Raw genomic sequence first — 19,670 nt, 5'->3', positions numbered from 1 at the left:
TATTTATAAAATGCTATATAAAAGGGGTGTAAAAATAACCGTAAACCTATAAGAATTCTAGGTTTAACTGCTGAAATCAAAAAAATATATTTGGTAAAGGGCGTAATTTTCAAATTGATAATTTAATAAGGAAAATAATATTACTTACATATATTTGTAGGAATATGTAAAGAAAGTGTAATTTTTGTCGAAAAAAACATTAGACAAAAGTTTAACAATATTTATGTGGGGGTAGGATTTATGGAAGGAAAGAAGTCAAAAATCAACGTAAATGTAAATGTAAAAGAACAAAGTTTTAGACTCAAAATTACTCTATTAATAATTGCATTAGCATTAATACCTCTTATAGCATCTAATGGGTATTTAGGTGTGAAAAATGTTATGGAAGTTAAAAGCAATGTTTCGGACACTCAGCTAATGAACACAGATTTAATAACTGGGCAGAGTAATGCTGTATTGGAAAAGATACAAGGAGTAGTAAATATTGTTGCTAATTCAGAGAGTGTACAATCTATGGATTTTGATAAAGCTGATGCCTATGTTAAAGAAATGCTTAAAGAAAATTCAATACTTTCAGATGTAGGAATAGTAGGACCTAATGGAATGCAGGTTTATAATTCCTTAGGCAAAGATAAATTAGGAGACAGATCCGATAGAGATTATTTTAAAGCTGGAATGAATGGACAGGCAGGATTTTCAGATGTACTAGTTTCAAAGTCAACTAATAAGCCAATAGTTGTTTGTTATGCACCAATTAAAAAAGATAATAAAGTTATTGGTGTATTAAATGCAAATATGAGCCTTGATAAATTTAGTGATATTGTTACAGATGCAATGAAAGGACATGATGGTCAGGCATATATAGTAGATAAAACCGGAAAGGTAATAGCTCATAAAGATAAGACTTTAGTTGAAAAGATGTCTGATTATTCTAAGTTATTACCAGTTCAAAATGTTATTAAAAAACAACAAGGTACTGTTGAGTATGATAATAATGGAACTAAATTATTAGCATCATATATTCCAATTGATATAGCAAACTGGGGGCTTGTAGTAGAAATGGATTCTGCTGCAGCTAATAAAGGAGTTACTTCATTAATTTGGACAATAGTTTCAATCGTATTTTTCATATTATTACTAGCAATTTATGTATCATATAAATTAGCTCAATATATAACAAACCCACTAGTTAACATTAAGAAAAAGATTAGTTTAGCTGCAGGTGGTAACTTAAAGGATGCACCTATAGACGGAAAGATATTAGAAAGAAATGATGAATTTGGACAAATAGCTAAAGGCTTTAATGAAATGGTTGATAGCATTAGCGGACTAATTAAAGAAATTAAGGATTCTAATGATGTTATAGTTAGTTCATCAGATGCATTATCAAAAACAACAGCTCAAGTAGCTACAGCTACTGATGAAGTTGCAAATGCAGTTGAAGAAATATCTAAGACAGCAGAAGATCAAGCAAGACAAACTGAAAGTGGAGCAGCTAAAGTAAATGAATTAGCTGAAAATATAGAACTTGTAGGTACTGCAACAACTGAAATGAAAAATATTTCTGTAAATGCCCAAACAACAAGTGACAAAGGCTTACAAACAGTAGATGTATTAATTGAAAAAACAAAGGAAAACAATAAGGCTACCAAGGAAGTTAGCTTAACTATTGATGATGTAAATGATAGTGCTAATAAAATAGGAGCAATTATTGAGGCAATAGGACAAATAGCCGAACAAACAAATCTTTTAGCGTTAAATGCAGCAATAGAAGCTGCAAGAGCTGGAGAAGCTGGAAAAGGCTTTGCAGTAGTAGCAGAAGAAGTTAGAACATTATCAGAACAATCTTCAGAATCAGCTAATGAGATAAGTGCATTAATTTATGAAGTTCAGAGACAAGCCAAGACTGCAGTGGATATGATGAGATCTGCAGAAAAAGTTGTAAGTGAACAAAATGAAGCAGTTAAGGAGACTGGAGAATTATTTAAAAAGATTTCTAGTTTAATACAAGAATTAACTTCTAAAATGAATGAAATTGATAGATATAGCAACATAATGGATAGCAGAAAAGATGAAATTGTAAATGTAATTACGAATATAGCTGCGGCATCAGAAGAATCAGCAGCATCAACTCAAGAAGTTGCAGCATCAACTGAAGAACAACTAAGTGCTATGGAAGAAATTGAAGCAAATACAAATAGCTTAAGCTCTTTAGCTAAGAAATTAGAAGAAGCTATAGATAAGTTTAATATTTAATTTTAATATTTAATTGTTGGAGTCATAATTTATTGGCTCCAATATTTCTTTATATGTTAATTTATACCGTTGATTAATTATGGATTTTCTGGTATAACTAATTTAAAACTTAATAGGACAGTTCGTAAGCTTCCTGTCGTAAAATAAAACTAGGCGATTACTATTTATATGAACAAAATAGTTATTTTTGACGTGTTTAAACTGGGAAAGCTCTCCTCATACGCTTGTATGAAGTAGGTGTTTTCTCTTTTTTTGTGCATATTATTTGGGCGCTCTTGCGCCCTTTTTTATTTGTAAAAATTAAAATTTGGAGGACTTTATGTTTATTTTAAAAAGTGAAATTGGATTTGATTCATCGCATTATTTGGGAGGATACAATGGCAAGTGTGCCAATATACATGGACATAGATATAGATTAGTCATAAAAGTTAAAGGAAATAAATTAAAGGAAACTGGAACAAACCGTGCAATGGTGGAAGATTTCAATTATATAAAGGTAGCACTTAAGGAGATTCATGACTTATTTGATCACAAGTTAATCATAGAAGATGATGAAGTTGGTAGGGATTTAATCAAGCGTTTAGAAGGAACCCCACAAAATTTTGAATATGTTTTAGTTCCTTATAGACCTACAGCTGAAGAAATGTCTAGAGATATTTTTAATAAGATAAAGGAAAAAGGAATAGATATTTACGAAGTTGAGCTTTTTGAAACGCCTACTAATAGCTGTATCTATAGGGAGGATGAGTAGATGTTATATAACGTAATTGAAAAGTTCTTATCAATTGATGGAGAAGGGCCAGCTGCTGGAGAACTTGCAACATTTATAAGATTTGGAGGATGTAACCTAGCTTGTTCATGGTGTGATACAGCTTATTCCATTCCTAAGTCAGTAAAAGGAGAACCTCTAACAAAAGAGGATATATACAAATACATAAAAGACAATGGAACTAAAAATGTAACCTTAACAGGGGGAGAACCTTTAATTCAAGAAGGCATAGAAGAACTTATAGATTTTTTATCAAAGGATAAAGAATTGTTAATTCACATAGAGACAAATGGCTCAATGCCAGTTTACAAATACGAAAAAATAGATAATGTAATTTTTATATTAGACTATAAATTGCCAAGTAGTAACATGGAACAAAAGACGGACACTAAGAATTATGAAAATCTTAGAGCTGTGGACGTGTGTAAGTTTGTTATAGAATCAATGGAAGATCTACAAAAAGCTAAGGAAGTAATAGAGAAATATAAATTAAGTGAAAAGTGTGTAGTTTATTTTAGTCCAATAACTACAAAAATTAAGCCGGTAGAAATAGTCGAGTTCATGAAAGTGAATAAGATGAATAACATAAGATTACAAATTCAATTACATAAGATAATATGGTCACCAGAAACTAGGGGGGTTTAGAATATGAAGAAGGAAATAGATAAGAAGTCTATTGAGAGAAATATAAGAGAAATTCTTATTGCCCTAGGAGATAATCCTGACAGAGAAGGATTAAAGGATACTCCAAAGAGAGTGGCAAAAATGTTTGAAGAAGTTTTCGAGGGTATGCTTTATTCCAACGAAGAGATAGCTGAAAAGTTCGGAGTTACATTTGAGGAAGAGGATTTTGCTCTTGAGAAGCATAAAAACATGGTTATTGTAAAAGATATTCCTATATTTAGCTACTGTGAGCATCACATTGCACTTATGTACAATATGAAGGTGTCAGTAGGATATATACCAAACGAAAAGGTAATTGGGCTTAGTAAAATTGCAAGAATTGCTGAGATGGTTGGGAAAAGACTTCAGCTTCAAGAGAGAATAGCCATGGATATTGCGGATGTTATTGAAATGGCCACAGATTCAAAGGATATTGCAGTAATTGTAGAAGGTGAACATAGTTGTATGACTTCAAGAGGAGTTAAAAAGCCTGGTTCAGTCACTAAAACAACAGTATTTAGAGGAGAATTTGATAAGAAAGATAGTTTAAGACAAGAATTTTTATTATTACTTTAGTAAAGGAGATAAGAGAAGATGAGAAATGAGAAAGCAGTAGTAGTTTTTAGCGGTGGACAAGATTCCACAACTTGTTTATTTTGGGCAAAGAAGCAGTTTAAAGAGGTAATTGCAGTTTCTTTTGATTATAATCAAAAGCATTCTTTAGAGCTTGAATGTGCAAAAAAAATAGCAAAGGAATTAGAGGTAGAACATCATATTCTAGATATGAAGCTATTAGGACAGCTAGCTCCAAATGCTTTAACTAGAAGTGATATAGAAATAAAAGCAGGTGAAGAAGGTGAACTTCCTACTACTTTTGTGGATGGAAGAAACATGTTATTTTTAACCTTCGCAGCAGTTTTCGCAAAGCAAAAGGGTGCACGCCATTTAATTACAGGAGTATGTGAAACAGATTTTAGTGGATATCCTGATTGCAGAGACATCTTCATTAAATCATTAAATGTAACCTTAAACCTTGCAATGGACTATCAATTTGTAATTCACACTCCAATCATGTGGATTAATAAAGAAGAAACTTGGAAGATGGCAGATGAAATGGGAGCATTAGAATATATAAGAGAAAAAACATTAACTTGCTACAATGGAATAATTGGAGATGGTTGCGGAGAATGTCCATCTTGTAAGCTTAGAAAAAGAGGCTTAGAGGATTATTTAAATTCAAAAAATAAATAGGAGGATTGACTTATGGAAAAGCAATTTGAAGGCAGAAGTAAAGAAGAACTAGAAGGAATTAGTTTACTTGGAAATCAAGGAACAAAATATAAAACACAATATGATCCAAGTATTTTAGAGGTATTTGATAACAAACATCCAGATAATGATTATTTTGTAAAGTTTAATTGCCCAGAGTTCACAAGTCTTTGTCCTATGACTGGTCAACCAGATTTTGCAACAATATATATAAGTTATATACCTGGTCAAAAAATGGTGGAGAGTAAATCTTTAAAATTATATTTATTTAGCTTCAGAAATCATGGTGATTTCCATGAAGATTGCGTAAATGTAATAATGAAAGATTTAATTAAGATAATGGATCCAAAGTACATCGAAGTTTGGGGCAAATTCACACCAAGAGGTGGAATTAGTATAGATCCATATTGTAATTATGGCAAAAAAGGCACAATGTTTGAAGAAATGGCTAAGAATCGTCTATTTCAACATGATATGTACCCAGAAAAAATAGATAATAGATAATTAAGTTTAGAATCTCTGATAATTAGTTTTAATTTCAGAGGTTCTTTATTTATGCAACTATATTCTCTAGTTTTGCTCTATACAATTCTGTTCGCGTTAAGTGTTGATAAATTTGGATTTAAAATCATCACCAACATTTTTAAGAAGCCTTCAAAGCGCCACTAAACTGAATTTTATCAAAGTAATTAATTTTCAGCTGCCTTACACCAAGTAAAAGCTTATTAAATATTTCTTTTACTAAGTTTTCAGCATTTGTAGATTTCAAAATAAACAAATTAATATAGTAACTTAAATACTTGCTAGCTACGCCAGAATAAACATATAAGAAACGCTTGAAAGCTATAGATTGTTTTCTAGCAGCACCTAAATTTACTCCGTCTCCCAGATATGATAGACGTCCATACATTGAAAGTTCAAGCTTATTATCTCTTGCAAACTTAATGTACAAAGGATTTCTTGGTGCTCCAAGAAATTTCCCGTTCTTAATAATGGGAACAAGAATATCATCTAAAATTTCTCTTGTAACTACATTTTTACATGATGGCTTAAATAGTGAATTATTAAATGAATCCGTAGAACTCAATATTAGAATGGAATCTCTTTCATTAAGTGGAGGTAGTAGTTTTTTTGAATGATTTCCTTTGAAATTTTCTTTTAATTTTAGTTCGTGTAGCTCTATAACATTTGAGAGAAAGGGAATTTTTAAATCCTCGCCAACTACACTTAAAATTTTATGTCTCCAATAAAAGCTTGTGCTTAAACTAATTTCAAGTAATTTTGAAGTGTCTCTAAGAGGGAGGTTTTCTTTAATACAAAATATATATTTTATCCAAGTTTCTAGAGGTTTCTTGCTATACATAAATGGAGAACCCGTTGTTTCTGAAAAACTCTTTCCGCAGGCTTTACAAATATATCGCTGCTTTTTAAGTTTTGTCTTGCCATTTCTATTTATACAATTACTATTGCATCTAGGACATTCATGGGGATAGTTCGGCTTAATACTTTTCGTAATTTCATCAATCTGAGCTTTATTAAAAACATCATCAGGTTTTAAAGACATTCTTCTAAAATAGGTGGCTAAGTGATTCAAATAAATCATCTCCTAAGATCATCTATTTAAATTGTTGACATAGATTACTCAGATTAATCAGTAAAAAATGTTATTAGCTTGTATAAGTTTATAAGGGATGTACCATCAACACTTAATGCAAACACTTTTGTATGAAGTGGAATTCACAATAATACCTGAATATTATTCTACGGAGCTTGTACTAACATTCCCATCAGTTTCTGACCTCTTGTCTACAAATAAGTTATAAGCAAGTCCTATAAGAACTAAGATACCACCTACAAATTTTCCTGTAGATAATATATTTAATGAGAAGTAATCAATGATTATTCCTCCAAGTAATTGCCCTACAAATGTAAATAAAGTTAAATAAAAAGCAGACATTTTAGGTGTTATATAGCTTGAAAAGGCAACAAATAACACTCCTAGAAAGCCTCCAAGATAGGCTTGGAAGGGAATATTTCCTGAAAAAATAGCATTTGTATTAAAACCATCTTTACTAATAACTAGTATAATTGCTGAAAAGCTTAATCCAGTTAAGTAGTTAAAAAAAGTTCCTTGAAAAAGACCGATTTTTTTAGATAAATTAGAGTTTATGACTCTTGAGAGAACTATAGAAACTCCAGCCAAAACTGAAAGAATTATATATAACATAAAATACCTCCATTAATAAACTGTCATTATAAATATTCCTAAAGCAATAATTATAAATCCAATAATTTTTTTCTTTTCAAACTTTACTACATTGGTACCCATAAAACCAAAGTGGTCAAATATTATTGAAGTTAAAGATTGTCCTAATAGTCCTAAAGCTAAAGTTAAAGCAACACCAAGATTTAAAACACTTACGTTATTAAAAAGTACTGTAAAAACTCCAATAACTCCAGCGCAATATAGATATAGAGGAGTGCCTTTTTGAAGCTTAAACTTTGCTCTTTTAACCAAAAGAATAATGCAAATAGAGATAAGTCCAACTAAGTGTATAATTACACTAGCAGTATAGTTTCCAGTTAGATTCCCTAAGGTTCCATTAAAAAGAATCATGATAGATGCTAGGATACCAAATAATGTAGCGTATAAATTATTCATATTGTTCCTCCTTAATTTATAACATTAATTTATCATGGTATTATTGAAAATAAGTAGGACATATGTCATATTAAAAGAAAGAATATTTTCATTAAGGAAGTAGACTATGATAAAAATAGAAGACCACAAGAAACTAGATAAATTAATACATAAATATAAAATTAATAAAATATTTTCTAAAGATATGAGAAGATATATGGAACTTATACTCTTTACAAAGGGGGAATATATTTGTAGAGAAGGAGAGGAGTTCACAAGTATATATCTATTTATATCAGGAAAAGCAAAAGTATTTACAACGCTAAGTAACGGAAAGTCTTTGCTACTTAGCTTCTGTGAAGATTTTGCAGTGCTTGGTGATTTAGAATTATTTCACGCTATAGGGGCATCCACAAATGTACAGATTATATCAGACACTTATTGCATAAGGATTCCACTTAACAAGGCAAAAGAGGATTTAGTAAATGATGTGAAATTTTTAAGATTTGCCTGTGAATCCTTAAGTGAAAAATTACATGTTTCCTCTAAAAAGAGTTCAGTTAATTTACTTTACCCGCTAGAAAATAGACTTGCAAGATATATATTAGAGACTAAAGAAGAGGCCAATATAAATGGAGAAGAGATACTTAAATTTCAAGAAAACCTTACAGAAATAGCAGAACTTTTAGGAACAAGTTATAGACATTTGCTCAGAACCCTAAATATTCTATGTAATAAGGGTGTAATAAAAAAGAAAAACACCTATTATGAAGTTATAGATGGAGAACTGCTAGAAAGTCTTTCCTCTGATGTATATAAATAAAGGCCAGGCAAATAAGCCTGGCTTTATTAATGTTTAGTTTAGAGGAACAGTTTTATCTAATAATATTATATCCTTTAAATCTTTAGGATCTCGAGAGTTAGCTGCTTTAAGCGGTCCGTTATAAATTATAATTCTAATACTCTTAGTGTCTTTACTTGGAGCAGCAAATAAAGATGTTTCTATACCATTCTCAATGCGACTAAGATCATGTTTCAATTCATTTCCTTTATCATCATATATTCTCTTGTCATAAATTTTTTCATAATTACCTTGTGAGTTATAAGTTTTAAGCATTATCTGAAAAGGAGTAATAGAAATAGACTTAATCTTTTGGCCATTAGCTTCAGCATCAGAAATAGGAATATTCTTTATAAGAGATTTATCCACCTTAACAGGAATTTTAAATGCCCATGTACCCCTTATAAATTGATCTTTCTCTAAATCTTTAGTTCCTACACTAGATAGTTTTACCTGAAAATCAAAACTATCTGGGATGGATGTGTTTAATGAGTCTAGGTTGTATTTTTCCACTCCTATAAAGGTGAACTCGTCTAGGAATTTCCCTTCAAGTCCTGCAACACTATTGGGATCTGGTTCCTTATTTGAAAAGCTAACTTTTGTATATGCGTCAGAAGTCATTAGTTGATCCATTGTCAGTGATTCGTCGCCTAATTTAAACTTGGTTGAACTTTCTACTTTATAAGTTACATATAGAGATTGGCCATCACAAAGAATTTCTGACATAGTTATTTTAATTCCATTAGAAACAGCTGATTTATTTACAGATGTAGAATATTCAGAATAGTTTCCAGGAAAAACTATATTTTTTTCGATAGATTCAAAAACACTACCAATTATGGGAAGTTTAGCAGCAAAAGCTGGATCGCTATATCCAAGAGTAAATAATACAGCAAAGCTTGCTGAAACAGCAATGGAAGCAATTTTTAATCTTTTAGGTTTTTTAAATTTTTTATCATTAACTGCTTTAATAACAGCATTTTCTATAGTTGAATCTATACTATCAGGTATGTGTATATTATTAAAATTTTCATTAATCATCTAAATATCCCTCCATCAATATTTTGCTTAAATTATCTTTTGATCTTCTTAGATAAGTCTTAACTGTATTCTGAGGAATATCCATAATAGAAGAAATCTCCTCTATGGATAAGTCATTGAAGTACTTAAGGATTATAACAGTTTTATAATTTTCTCTAAGCAAATCAATGGCATCATACAAATCAAGTTTTTCCTCTATGGAAATATTTGATGTTGGTTCTTTAAGTACCATAGTGTCATCAATATATGAAATATTTTCATTTCTTCTTAAGTACTTAATAGCGGCATTAATCAATATTCTAGTAATCCACGTTTTAAAGTATTGTGGGTTTCTTAGAGTTTTTATGTTAAGAAATGCATTATAAGTACATTCATGCAAAACCTCTAAAGCACTTTCTTCACTCTTAACATAAGCATAGGCAGTTCTATAAAGATAGCCTTTGTAAACTTTCATAGCTTCAATAAATGCAGAAGAATCGCCCTTAACTGCTTTTTTTATAAGTTTTAGCTCAAGAGCATTTTTATTAGTTTCTTTAACGTTAAGCTCAATAAAGTTTTCCATAGTACTCCTTTAAATCAAAAATATATTTAAACATCGATGTTACACATATTAGAGATACTGAGTGTGTAAAAAGTTTCAACATAATAAAATTTAATTAATTATATTATAATTTACATGAATTTGAAATACATGGTAAATAACTGTATAATTTAAGTGTTTATGTATGATAAATATTTTATATTCTTGTTATTAAGGATAGATGGGGGATAAAATGGAATTTTTAGAAAAGATGTTTAAACAATATAGGGGACTGCCCAAAGAGATGTATATTTTATTCATTGGGAGAATGGTTAACAGCATGGGTTCTTTTGTTTTTCCATTGTTGGCATTAATATTAACACAAAAGATAGGTATGTCTAGTGGGCAAGCTGGAGGATTTGCTACATTACTTGCAGTATGTCAGGTACCATGTTTAATGCTTGGAGGAAAACTTGCAGATACAATTGGCCGTAGAAGGGTTATTATATTATTTCAATTATTAGGTTCAGCAGCATATATTTCCTGTGGGTTTATGAAACCTTCAATTTTTATGACTTATATTATTATATTAGCATCGTGCTTTTATGCAATATCTCAACCAGCCTATGATGCATTAAATGCTGATCTTACAACACCAGAAAACAGACAGGCAGCATATTCACTATTATATATGGGTTTTAATCTAGGATTTGCAATAGGGCCTATTATAGGTGGTATGTTATATAAAAAATTCTTAACTCTTGTTTTCATTGGGGATGCAGTAACAACATTAATTTCTTTATGCCTTTTTGTAATATTTATAAAAGAGACAATGATTAAAAAAGGAGAGGTTAATGCTCAAGAAGAGCAGAATCTAGAAAGTCATGTAGAAGGATCAGCAATTAAGGTGCTATTACAAAGACCTATATTACTTATATTCTCTTTAATAATGCTAGCTTATTCTTTTGCATATTCTCAATGGGGTTTTGCACTTCCTATACAAATGGGAACCATTTTAGGACAAGATGGAGCTAGAATTTATGGGCTAATGGGTGGCCTAAATGGAGTTGTAGTTATAGCATTTACTCCATTATTAACATCTATTACACAAAAACTAAATCCTATTAAAACTATGGCGATAGGTGGAGCATTATATGCACTATCCTTTGGATTGTTTGGATTTATAAAAGCATTGCCATTATTCTTCTTTGGAGTATTTTTAATGACAATTGGAGAAATACTTATAGCTATAAATAATGGAGCATTTGTGGCCAATCATACACCAGCTTCACATAGAGGAAGGATAAGCTCAATACTTCCAATTATATCTGGTGCAGGTTTTGCTTTTGGACCAATGATAATGGGAAACTTCATGGAGAATCATAGTATTATGAGCTCTTGGCTAGTAATTGCATCTGTAGCGATAATAGGAACTATTTCTATGTTTGGATTAGAATTTGCGGATAATAAAAATAAAGCTGTAGAGGAAATTAATTAACAAAGTATCTCAATCAGCTTATAATAAATCATATATAACTAGGAGGATGAAGATGGATAAGCCAAAAGTTTTTATAGCAAGAAAAATACTAGATGAAAATAAAGAATATCTAGAAAAATACTGTGATTTAGAGACTTGGGATTCGGATTTAGAGATAACTAGAGAAGAATTATTAGATAGACTTTCTGATAAAGAAGGGTTATTAACTGTTGGAACAAAGATTGATGAGGAATTATTAAATCGTGCACCTAAATTAAAAATAGTTAGCAATATTTCAGTTGGTTATAATAATTTTGATTTAGAAGCAATGAAAAAAAGAGGAGTTATAGGAACGCATACTCCAAATGTATTAGATGATACAGTAGCAGACTTAATATTTGGACTTATTATTTCTTCAGCACGAAGAATTCCTGAGTTAGATAGGTATGTAAAAAATGGGGAGTGGAAACCTCAAGAGGATGATGACTTATTTGGAGTAAATGTACATCACAGAACCTTAGGGATAATTGGAATGGGTAGAATAGGAGAAGCTGTTGCAAAAAGAGGGAAGCTAGGCTTTGATATGGATGTTGTCTACTATAATAGAAATAGAAAGTTAGAAGCTGAAAAAAACTTAGGTGTAAGATATTGTGAATTTGATGAGTTATTAAAAACTTCTGATTTTATAGTACTTATGACACCTCTTACTAAAGAGACTAAGGAACTTATAAGTTATAGAGAATTTTGTTTAATGAAAAAATCAGCTATATTTATAAATGCCTCAAGAGGGCAAACTGTAAATGAGAAAGCATTAATAGAAGCTCTAGAAAATAAAAAAATATTAGGGGCTGGATTAGATGTTTTTAAAATTGAACCAGTAGAAAAGGATAATCCATTACTAAAGATGAATAACGTGATAACTCTTCCGCATATTGGTTCTGCAGTTGAAGAAACTAGAAGAGATATGTTTAAAGTGGCAGTTAGGAACCTAGTTAAAGGGGTACAAGGAAAAATACCACCTAATGTAGTTCCTGAGCTTAAATAAGAAAGTTAAACAATGTATTTACAAGCAGATTAATTTGATATAAAATGATATAAATTCATAAATGAAAGCGTTGAGGAGAAAGAGTAGCATAAGCAGAGTCTTAAAGAGAGTTCCCGGTAGGTGAGAGGGGCAAGATAAGTTAATGTGAATACATCTCTGAGCAGTACTCTGAAAGATAGAGAGTTTTAAAAACTCTAGTAATCTAGTAGGCAGTTTCCGGATTTTGCACCCGTTATAGTGCTAGAGTATAACCAATTTATAATTGGCGTACTTGAAGAGGTTACTATTGTGAAATAGTAATGAATTTAGGTGGTAACACGTGAGTAATGCTCTCGTCCTTTTTAATAAAGGATGAGAGCTTTTTTATTTTGAGGAGGTATAATAATGAACGATTTAGAAGAACAATTAAAAATTATTGAGAAAGGGGCAGATGAGATAATAGGATTAGAGGAGCTTAAAAGTAAGCTACTAAAAGCAAATAAAGAGAATCGGCGAATTATTGTAAAGTTAGGGCTTGACCCAAGCGCTCCAGATATACACTTAGGGCACACTGTAGTTCTTAGAAAAATAAAGCAAATTCAAGACTTAGGACATAAGGCAGTCATAGTTATAGGTGATTTTACTGGCATGATTGGAGACCCTACAGGAAAGTCAAAAACCAGAAAGGCACTTACAAGAGAGGAGGTTCTAGAGAATGCCAAAACTTATGAAGAACAAATATTTAAGATATTAGATAAAGATAAAACAGAAGTGAGATTTAATAGTGAGTGGTTATCAAAGTTAAACTTTCAAGATGTAATTAATCTTGCCGCAACAACTACAGTTGCAAGAATGCTTGAAAGAGAAGATTTTAAAAAGAGATATGAAAGTAATATGCCAATATCAATACATGAATTCTTTTATCCATTGATGCAAGGGTATGATTCATTAGAATTAAAATCAGATATTGAATTAGGAGGAACTGATCAAAGATTTAATGTACTAATGGGTAGGATGCTACAGAAACATTATGGGAATGAAGCTCAAGCAACAATATTTATGCCACTATTAGAGGGTATAGATGGAAAAGAGAAAATGAGCAAAAGTTTAGGAAATTATATAGGTATTGATGAAGCACCAGAAATAATGTTTGAAAAAGCTATGAGAATTCCAGACTCATTAATAATTAAGTACTTTGAACTAGTTACTGATATACATCCAGATGTAATTAGTGATATAAAAATCAAACTAGAAAAGGGAGCTGTAAATCCAAGAGATATAAAGATGTCTTTAGCAAAAGAAATAGTAAGATTATATCATGGGGAAGAAGGTGCTCAAAAAGGAGAAGCGAGATTTAAGATAGTTTTTCAAAAAAGAGAAATACCAGAAGACATTGATGTGATAGAAGTGACATCAGAGGAAATAAATTTAGCTGAAATTCTAGTAGATAATGAAATTATAAAAAGTAAAAAGGAAGTAAAAAGACTAGTGGAACAAGGAGGAATAAAAGTTAATAATGATAAAATAAATAATATTAATTCCATTGAGATAAAGGATGAAGCAATTATACAAATTGGAAAGAAGATTTTTTTAAAGCTTAAGAGAGTGCAATAAGTACCTTACCACTTGTTTACAAAACTCCTTAATTGGTGGACGTTAAATATCCCTTCTCAGATTAATATAATAATATTAGAAAAAGGAGGGATATATATGAAAATAGGAGTATTAATGGGTGGAGTTTCTTCAGAAAGAGAAGTTTCATTACATTCAGGAAAAGGTATAGTGGAATATTTAGATAGAAATAAGTATGAGGTATTCCCTATTGTTATAGATGCAAAAGAGGAATTGATTGAGAAGGTTAAAGGGATGGACTTTATTTTTATTGCCTTGCATGGAGCTTTTGGCGAGGATGGAGCAGTTCAAGCTATACTTGAAAGTATAAATATGCCTTACTCTGGCTGCGGTATTTTAACTAGTGCTTTATGTATGGATAAAAAGCAAACCAAAAGGATACTAAAAAGTGAGGGCATAGCAGTTGCACCAGAAGTTTTAGTAAGAAAAGATAAACCTTTTGATTTGGGAAAAATAAAAGAACTAGGTTATCCAGTTGTAGTTAAACCTAATGGCGGTGGTTCTAGTGTTGGAACTTTCTTAGTGAAGAATAATCAGGAACTAGAAAGAGCAATCACTGAAGCATTAAAGTTTGATAAAGAAGTTATGGTAGAAAAATATTTGCCGGGAAATGAATATACTATACCTGTTTTAAATGGAGAGATATTTCCCATACTATCAATAAAAGCTAGTGGAGAGTTTTATGATTATAATTCTAAGTATACAGATGGAGGCTCTGAAAAAGCTATAGCAGAATTGACTGAGGATTTGCAGAATAAGATGAAAGAAATTGGGGAAAGATGCTGGAATATTTTTAATTGCAAGGCTTATGTTAGAATTGATATTATAGTAAGTGATGGTATTCCTTATGTATTGGAATTAAATACTTTACCAGGAATGACGAAGAATTCATTATTCCCTAAAAGTGCAAAAGGAGTAAATATGGAGTATGGTGAGTTGTTAGACAAGATTATTGAATACTCCTTGTAAGAGATAAAAAACCTAGAGTATAAGAGGTGTTTGTATTTGATTTTTTCATCCTTTGAATTTAATAAAGAAGAGGCTATTTATATTCAAATAGAAAATCATATAAAAGATAATATTGAAAAAGGGATTCTTCAAAATGGAAGTAAATTGCCCTCCACAAGAGAATTAAGTAGTATATTGGGGGTAAGCAGAAGTACTATAGTAACTGCTTATGAGATACTAGAAAGTGAGGGGAGAATAAAAAGTATTAAAGGAAAAGGTACCTTTGTAACATCTAATAAGAAAGTAGCAGAAAAGAGTTTTAATATAGATTGGGATTCAAGGATTAATAGATATTCTCACACCTGTGAAGAACTAGATATCATTAAAACAGAAATTCCTTGGGAAAAAGGGATGATTTCTTTTAAGAGCATAGCACCTGATGAAAGCTTATTTGATTTAGATGAATTTAAAAGAGCTTTTCTGAATGCATGGTCCCTTGAAGGTGAAAAGTTATTAAATTACGGATATGCAAGGGGATATAAGGCTCTCATTGAATATCTAATGAAATATATGGAGAACAAAGGTGTTAATACAAAGGGGAAAGAAATCTTAATAACAAATGGCTTTACTGAAGGATTTGATATAGTAATTAATTCACTAACAGTACCAGGCGATAGAATTCTTTGTGAGAATCCTACTCATAATACAGCATTAAAGATTATGAGAGCACGCGAGCTTGACATTATTGGTGTAGATATGAATGAGGAAGGAATTAATATAGATAAATTAAGTGAAGAGTTAAGAAGTAATCCTCCTAAGCTTGCATATATTATACCTTCTTACCATAATCCAACTGGGATAGTAATGAAGGGTGAAAGGAGAAAGGAAGTATTTGAACTTTTCCAAAAATACTCTGTTCCAATAGTAGAAGATGGTTTTAATGAGGAACTTTTATATTCAAGTTCGCATGTTCCTCCAATAGCTAGCTTATGTAGCAACGGAAATGGAGTAATTTATATAGGAAGTTTTTCTAAAATCTTATTTCCAGGTTTGAGATTAGGTTGGATTTTAGCAGATAAAAAGCTTATAAGCACTTTAGAAAGTGTTAAAAGGACAAGAAATATTCATACTTCTTTTTTGGATCAAGGGATATTTTACAATTATATGATAAGTGATTCTTTTAGAAGGTATGTGAAGAAAGTAAGAAGACATTACAGAGAAAAATATAATTTTACTCTTGATAAAATAAAAGAATATATCCCATATGAATATATTATGGGAGAAGGTGGACTTCACATTTTCGTAAAGTTAAAAGGTGTTAATTCAAGAAGAGTCCTAGAGGCATGTTATAAAAAAGGAGTAGTATTTACTGCTGGGGATATTTTTTATACGGATAATAAGGGGTCAGAAACTCTAAGAATAGGTTTTTCTAGAGTTAGCATGGAGGATATAGAAAAGGGAATTAGGATAATAGGAGAGACTATAAAAGAAATTTTAGAAGATAAATAGATGTTTTAGGAAGAGGCAATTTAAGGCCTCTTTTTTGTTAACTTTTTTTGCAATAAATAGTAAGTTGATGTTAAAGTATATAATAAGAGGAAAAATAATTCATAATTTTAAATAATAGTAAATTAGGAGGATATATGTTTGAAAAGCTAAACAAAGAGAAGTACATGCTTTTCTTAAGATATGGATACATACTAATATTTTTATTTTCTTTTGTAAGAGAAAATAGTAATAAGCTTGGAATAAATTATATAATACTTATATTGATTTTTATAATTAATAATCAATTAAGATATTTTATATTTCCGAAGAAACTTGCATACTCAATACCATCATTTATGGTGGAAATTATTATGTCATTTTATTTGTTTAATTTTGCAGGAAGCTATGGCAGCATAATTTTTATTTTAATTTTAATGGATATAATATATGAGTTTAATAGCATATTCGCATATATTTTTGTACTTGCGATTACAGTATTGTTAATATATACAAAAAACATCAATTTAATAATATATTGGGCAGTAGGTGTATCACCAATTATTATTCTATTGGTCAGAATTAAGGATGAAGAGGAAAGAAAAGTTGAAGCCCAGGATTTGTATGACAGGCTAAGAAAAAAAGATGAAGAACTGAAGAAGGCTAATAAGGAATTAGAATCTTATGTAAATACAATTGAAGAAATCACTTTATTAAGAGAACGGAATAGGATATCTAGAGAAATTCATGATAATGTGGGACACGCTCTTTCAACCATTATAATTCAACTTGGGGCAATAGAGAAAATAGCAAAAGTTAATGGAGATGAAGCGTCACTAATGGCTAATAATCTTGGAGAATTTGCAAAAGAAAGTATGGCAAGAGTTCGGGGTGCAGTAAGGGCTATGAAACCAAGAGAATTGGAAGAATATGAAGGTATTGTAGCTATTTCAGAGATGATTAAGAACTTTGAGAAATTAACTTCAGTGAACGTAAAATTTAGAGTTTCGAATAAAGTATGGAAACTAAATGCTGATCAAACTATGGTTATATATAGAATTATACAAGAATTCCTCTCTAATTCTATTAGGCATGGGAAGGCTACTGAAGTTAGAATATTTTTAAATTTCTTAGAAGATGGATTAAGGCTTCATTTAAAAGACAATGGTATTGGATCAAAGGAAGTAGTTCCTGGAGTAGGGCTTAGAAGCATTAAGGAAAGAGTTGCAGCATGGGCAGGAACCTTGGAATATCATACAAATGAAGATAAAGGGTTTGAACTTATTGTTACAATGGAAAAATCTAAGCTTAACTTAGATGAAGTATAACTAATTTGGGGAGAAGTTTAAATATGAATAAGATAAAAATAATAATTGTGGATGATGAAAAATTAATAAGGGAAGGTTTAAAAATAATACTTTCAACCTATGAAGATATAGAAGTAGTAACTCTATGTGAAAATGGAAAAGAAGCCTTTGAATTTTGCAGAGATAATGATGTAGATGTAGTATTAATGGATATAAGAATGGAAGTATGTGATGGGGTACTTGGAACTAAGCTAATAAAAGAAGTGTGTGATAAGACAAAGATACTTATGCTAACGACTTTTAAAGATAGTGAATATATAGAGGAAGCTCTTAAGAATGGAGCATCTGGTTATTTACTTAAGGATAGTTCATATGATCTTATATATGGTGGAATTAAAGCTGTATATGGAGGCAATGTAGTAGTTCACCCAGATATTGTTTCAAAGCTTGTAGTTAAAGTGGAGAAAACAGAAGGGGAAAAGAACATAGATGAGTTAAAGAAGACTACCTGTCTTACGGATAGAGAAATTCAGATAATTATAGAGATAGCCAAAGGATTATCTAATAAAGAGATTGGCGAAGTCATGTATTTAACCGAAGGGACTATTAAAAATAATATTACTACTATACTATCAAAATTATCCTTGAGAGATAGGACGCAAATAGCTATATTTGCATTTAAAAACAATCTTGCTTAGGGATAACTTAAAATATGTAAAATGGCATGCCACTAGGCATGCTTTTTTCATTGATTAAAATGACTTAAGTCATCTCACTTAATGACCTAGGCTAATAGGAGAATGAACTAAAACAAAATATAATTAATGTATAAGATTGATGGAGGTAATAAATATGAAAGCTGTAGAAGTGAAAAATTTAACTAAAAGATTTAATGATAAATTAGTTCTTGATAATGTATCTTTTGAAATAAGAAAAGGAGAGATTTTTGGGTTGTTAGGTCCAAATGGTGCAGGAAAATCTACACTTATAAACTTAATGGTAGGACTTATACAAATGGATAAAGGTGAGGTTATTGTAGGAGAGTACAATATCAAAAAAGATCCTTTAAAGGCTAAGGAAAAGATTGGTTTAGTACCTCAAGAAATAGCACTTTTTGAAAGTCTAACTGCAAAAGAAAATCTTGAATACTGGGGCGGACTATACGGATTAAAAGGAAGCTTATTAAAAGAAAGAATAAATGAAGCTTTGGAGTTAGCTGCATTAAAAGAGCATTTAAAGAAACCTGTGAAAAAATACTCTGGAGGAATGAAAAGAAGATTAAATATAGTAGCAGCTATGATGCATCATCCAGAAATATTGATAATGGACGAACCTACTGTAGGGGTTGATCCTCAATCCAGAAATCATATTTTTGATGTGGTTAAGAAGATGAATAAAGAGAATAACACTACCGTAATTTATACATCTCACTACATGGAGGAAGTTGAGATATTATGTGACAATATAATGATTCTTGATTTAGGTAAGGAATTGGCTTATGGAAGTAAAGATGAACTAAAGAGAATGGTAGTAAGTGATAAGGTTATAAAGATTAGAGCAGATGGAGAAATTCAAGATTTAATGTTTGATATAAGAAAACTAAATTCTGTTAAGGGTGTAGATATAAATGATATGGAAATTAAGGTCGTGGCTAAGGATAATATTAGTTTAAATGAACTTTTGGATGTTATTTCAAAGCATAAAGTTATGGTAAGAAATATTGGAATAGAAGAACCTAATCTAGAAGAAGTATTTTTAACCCTAACAGGTAAAAATTTAAGAGATAAGGAGGAGTAG

Annotated in this window: 20 protein-coding genes and 1 other annotated feature; of the genes, 15 read left to right on the top strand and 5 right to left on the bottom strand. The window is 30.7% G+C overall.

Going from position 1 to position 19,670, the window contains the following annotated elements; translation table 11 throughout:
- The first annotated feature begins 240 nt into the window (after positions 1 to 240).
- From L1S47_RS13115 to queF, 6 genes are all read left to right on the top strand, one after another.
- Positions 241 to 2,256, top strand: coding sequence for a methyl-accepting chemotaxis protein (locus L1S47_RS13115; RefSeq protein WP_238883986.1), 2,016 nt, complete (start codon positions 241 to 243; stop codon positions 2,254 to 2,256).
- Between the two features lie 319 nt (positions 2,257 to 2,575).
- Entirely contained in the window at positions 2,576 to 3,007 is a 432-nt protein-coding gene (locus L1S47_RS13110) for a 6-carboxytetrahydropterin synthase (protein ID WP_238883985.1), read from the top strand.
- Positions 3,008 to 3,670: a putative 7-carboxy-7-deazaguanine synthase QueE gene (gene queE / locus L1S47_RS13105; protein ID WP_238883984.1), complete on the top strand. Its 663-nt coding sequence runs from the start codon at positions 3,008 to 3,010 to the stop codon at positions 3,668 to 3,670. It begins immediately after the preceding gene.
- A gap of 3 nt (positions 3,671 to 3,673) precedes the next feature.
- Positions 3,674 to 4,264: a GTP cyclohydrolase I FolE gene (folE, locus tag L1S47_RS13100; RefSeq protein WP_238883983.1), complete on the top strand. Its 591-nt coding sequence runs from the start codon at positions 3,674 to 3,676 to the stop codon at positions 4,262 to 4,264.
- A gap of 18 nt (positions 4,265 to 4,282) precedes the next feature.
- Entirely contained in the window at positions 4,283 to 4,939 is a 657-nt protein-coding gene (gene queC / locus L1S47_RS13095) for a 7-cyano-7-deazaguanine synthase QueC (protein ID WP_202766628.1), read from the top strand.
- A 12-nt stretch (positions 4,940 to 4,951) separates the two neighbouring features.
- Positions 4,952 to 5,461: a preQ(1) synthase gene (queF, locus tag L1S47_RS13090; RefSeq protein ID WP_202766629.1), complete on the top strand. Its 510-nt coding sequence runs from the start codon at positions 4,952 to 4,954 to the stop codon at positions 5,459 to 5,461.
- 139 nt (positions 5,462 to 5,600) lie between these two features.
- Here the strand turns inward: queF and L1S47_RS13085 are convergent, their stop codons facing one another.
- From L1S47_RS13085 to L1S47_RS13075, 3 genes are all read right to left on the bottom strand, one after another.
- On the bottom strand, positions 5,601 to 6,551 hold the full coding sequence (locus L1S47_RS13085; protein WP_238883982.1) for a hypothetical protein: 951 nt from the start codon (positions 6,549 to 6,551) through the stop codon (positions 5,601 to 5,603).
- A 162-nt stretch (positions 6,552 to 6,713) separates the two neighbouring features.
- Positions 6,714 to 7,184, bottom strand: a complete 471-nt coding sequence (locus L1S47_RS13080) for a DMT family transporter (RefSeq protein ID WP_238883981.1) — start codon at positions 7,182 to 7,184, stop codon at positions 6,714 to 6,716.
- A 12-nt stretch (positions 7,185 to 7,196) separates the two neighbouring features.
- Complete coding sequence (locus L1S47_RS13075) at positions 7,197 to 7,619, bottom strand: DMT family transporter (protein WP_238883980.1); 423 nt, start codon at positions 7,617 to 7,619, stop codon at positions 7,197 to 7,199.
- A 106-nt stretch (positions 7,620 to 7,725) separates the two neighbouring features.
- Between L1S47_RS13075 and L1S47_RS13070 the strand changes: the two genes are divergently transcribed.
- On the top strand, positions 7,726 to 8,421 hold the full coding sequence (locus L1S47_RS13070; protein ID WP_238883979.1) for a cyclic nucleotide-binding domain-containing protein: 696 nt from the start codon (positions 7,726 to 7,728) through the stop codon (positions 8,419 to 8,421).
- A 33-nt stretch (positions 8,422 to 8,454) separates the two neighbouring features.
- On the opposite strand, the gene L1S47_RS13065 is transcribed toward L1S47_RS13070, so the two are convergent.
- Together L1S47_RS13065 and L1S47_RS13060 are read right to left on the bottom strand one after the other, a co-directional pair.
- A complete protein-coding gene (locus tag L1S47_RS13065) occupies positions 8,455 to 9,480 on the bottom strand; it encodes a DUF4179 domain-containing protein (protein WP_238883978.1) in 1,026 nt (341 codons plus the stop codon).
- Complete coding sequence (locus L1S47_RS13060) at positions 9,473 to 10,042, bottom strand: sigma-70 family RNA polymerase sigma factor (RefSeq protein ID WP_238883977.1); 570 nt, start codon at positions 10,040 to 10,042, stop codon at positions 9,473 to 9,475. The genes L1S47_RS13065 and L1S47_RS13060 overlap by 8 nt, the downstream gene beginning before the upstream one ends.
- Before the next feature lie 211 nt (positions 10,043 to 10,253).
- Between L1S47_RS13060 and L1S47_RS13055 the strand changes: the two genes are divergently transcribed.
- The 8 genes from L1S47_RS13055 to L1S47_RS13020 all read left to right on the top strand — a co-directional run bounded on the left by L1S47_RS13055 (position 10,254) and on the right by L1S47_RS13020 (position 19,670).
- Positions 10,254 to 11,498 (top strand): MFS transporter, encoded by a 1,245-nt coding sequence (locus L1S47_RS13055; RefSeq protein ID WP_238883976.1) that lies wholly within the window; start codon positions 10,254 to 10,256, stop codon positions 11,496 to 11,498.
- 52 nt (positions 11,499 to 11,550) lie between these two features.
- On the top strand, positions 11,551 to 12,522 hold the full coding sequence (locus tag L1S47_RS13050; RefSeq protein ID WP_238883975.1) for a D-glycerate dehydrogenase: 972 nt from the start codon (positions 11,551 to 11,553) through the stop codon (positions 12,520 to 12,522).
- Positions 12,523 to 12,583: 61 nt separating this feature from the next.
- Positions 12,584 to 12,865 (top strand) — a binding site (T-box leader).
- A 41-nt stretch (positions 12,866 to 12,906) separates the two neighbouring features.
- Entirely contained in the window at positions 12,907 to 14,115 is a 1,209-nt protein-coding gene (tyrS, locus tag L1S47_RS13045) for a tyrosine--tRNA ligase (protein ID WP_238883974.1), read from the top strand.
- 96 nt (positions 14,116 to 14,211) lie between these two features.
- Positions 14,212 to 15,102 carry a D-alanine--D-alanine ligase gene (locus tag L1S47_RS13040; protein ID WP_238883973.1) on the top strand — a complete coding sequence of 297 codons (891 nt, stop codon included), beginning with the start codon at positions 14,212 to 14,214 and terminating at the stop codon, positions 15,100 to 15,102.
- Between the two features lie 39 nt (positions 15,103 to 15,141).
- A complete protein-coding gene (locus L1S47_RS13035) occupies positions 15,142 to 16,590 on the top strand; it encodes a PLP-dependent aminotransferase family protein (RefSeq protein WP_373689083.1) in 1,449 nt (482 codons plus the stop codon).
- A 134-nt stretch (positions 16,591 to 16,724) separates the two neighbouring features.
- Positions 16,725 to 17,894 (top strand): sensor histidine kinase, encoded by a 1,170-nt coding sequence (locus L1S47_RS13030; protein ID WP_238883971.1) that lies wholly within the window; start codon positions 16,725 to 16,727, stop codon positions 17,892 to 17,894.
- Between the two features lie 23 nt (positions 17,895 to 17,917).
- Complete coding sequence (locus tag L1S47_RS13025; RefSeq protein WP_238883970.1) at positions 17,918 to 18,571, top strand: response regulator transcription factor; 654 nt, start codon at positions 17,918 to 17,920, stop codon at positions 18,569 to 18,571.
- 154 nt (positions 18,572 to 18,725) lie between these two features.
- Positions 18,726 to 19,670, top strand: coding sequence for an ABC transporter ATP-binding protein (locus tag L1S47_RS13020; RefSeq protein WP_238883969.1), 945 nt, complete (start codon positions 18,726 to 18,728; stop codon positions 19,668 to 19,670).

It is taken from the genome of Clostridium sp. YIM B02551 (assembly GCF_022324735.1).
GTDB lineage: Bacteria > Bacillota > Clostridia > Clostridiales > Clostridiaceae > Clostridium_T > Clostridium_T paridis.
Note: the sequence above shows the minus strand (reverse complement) of the source record. Positions and strands in the feature narration are given on the sequence as shown.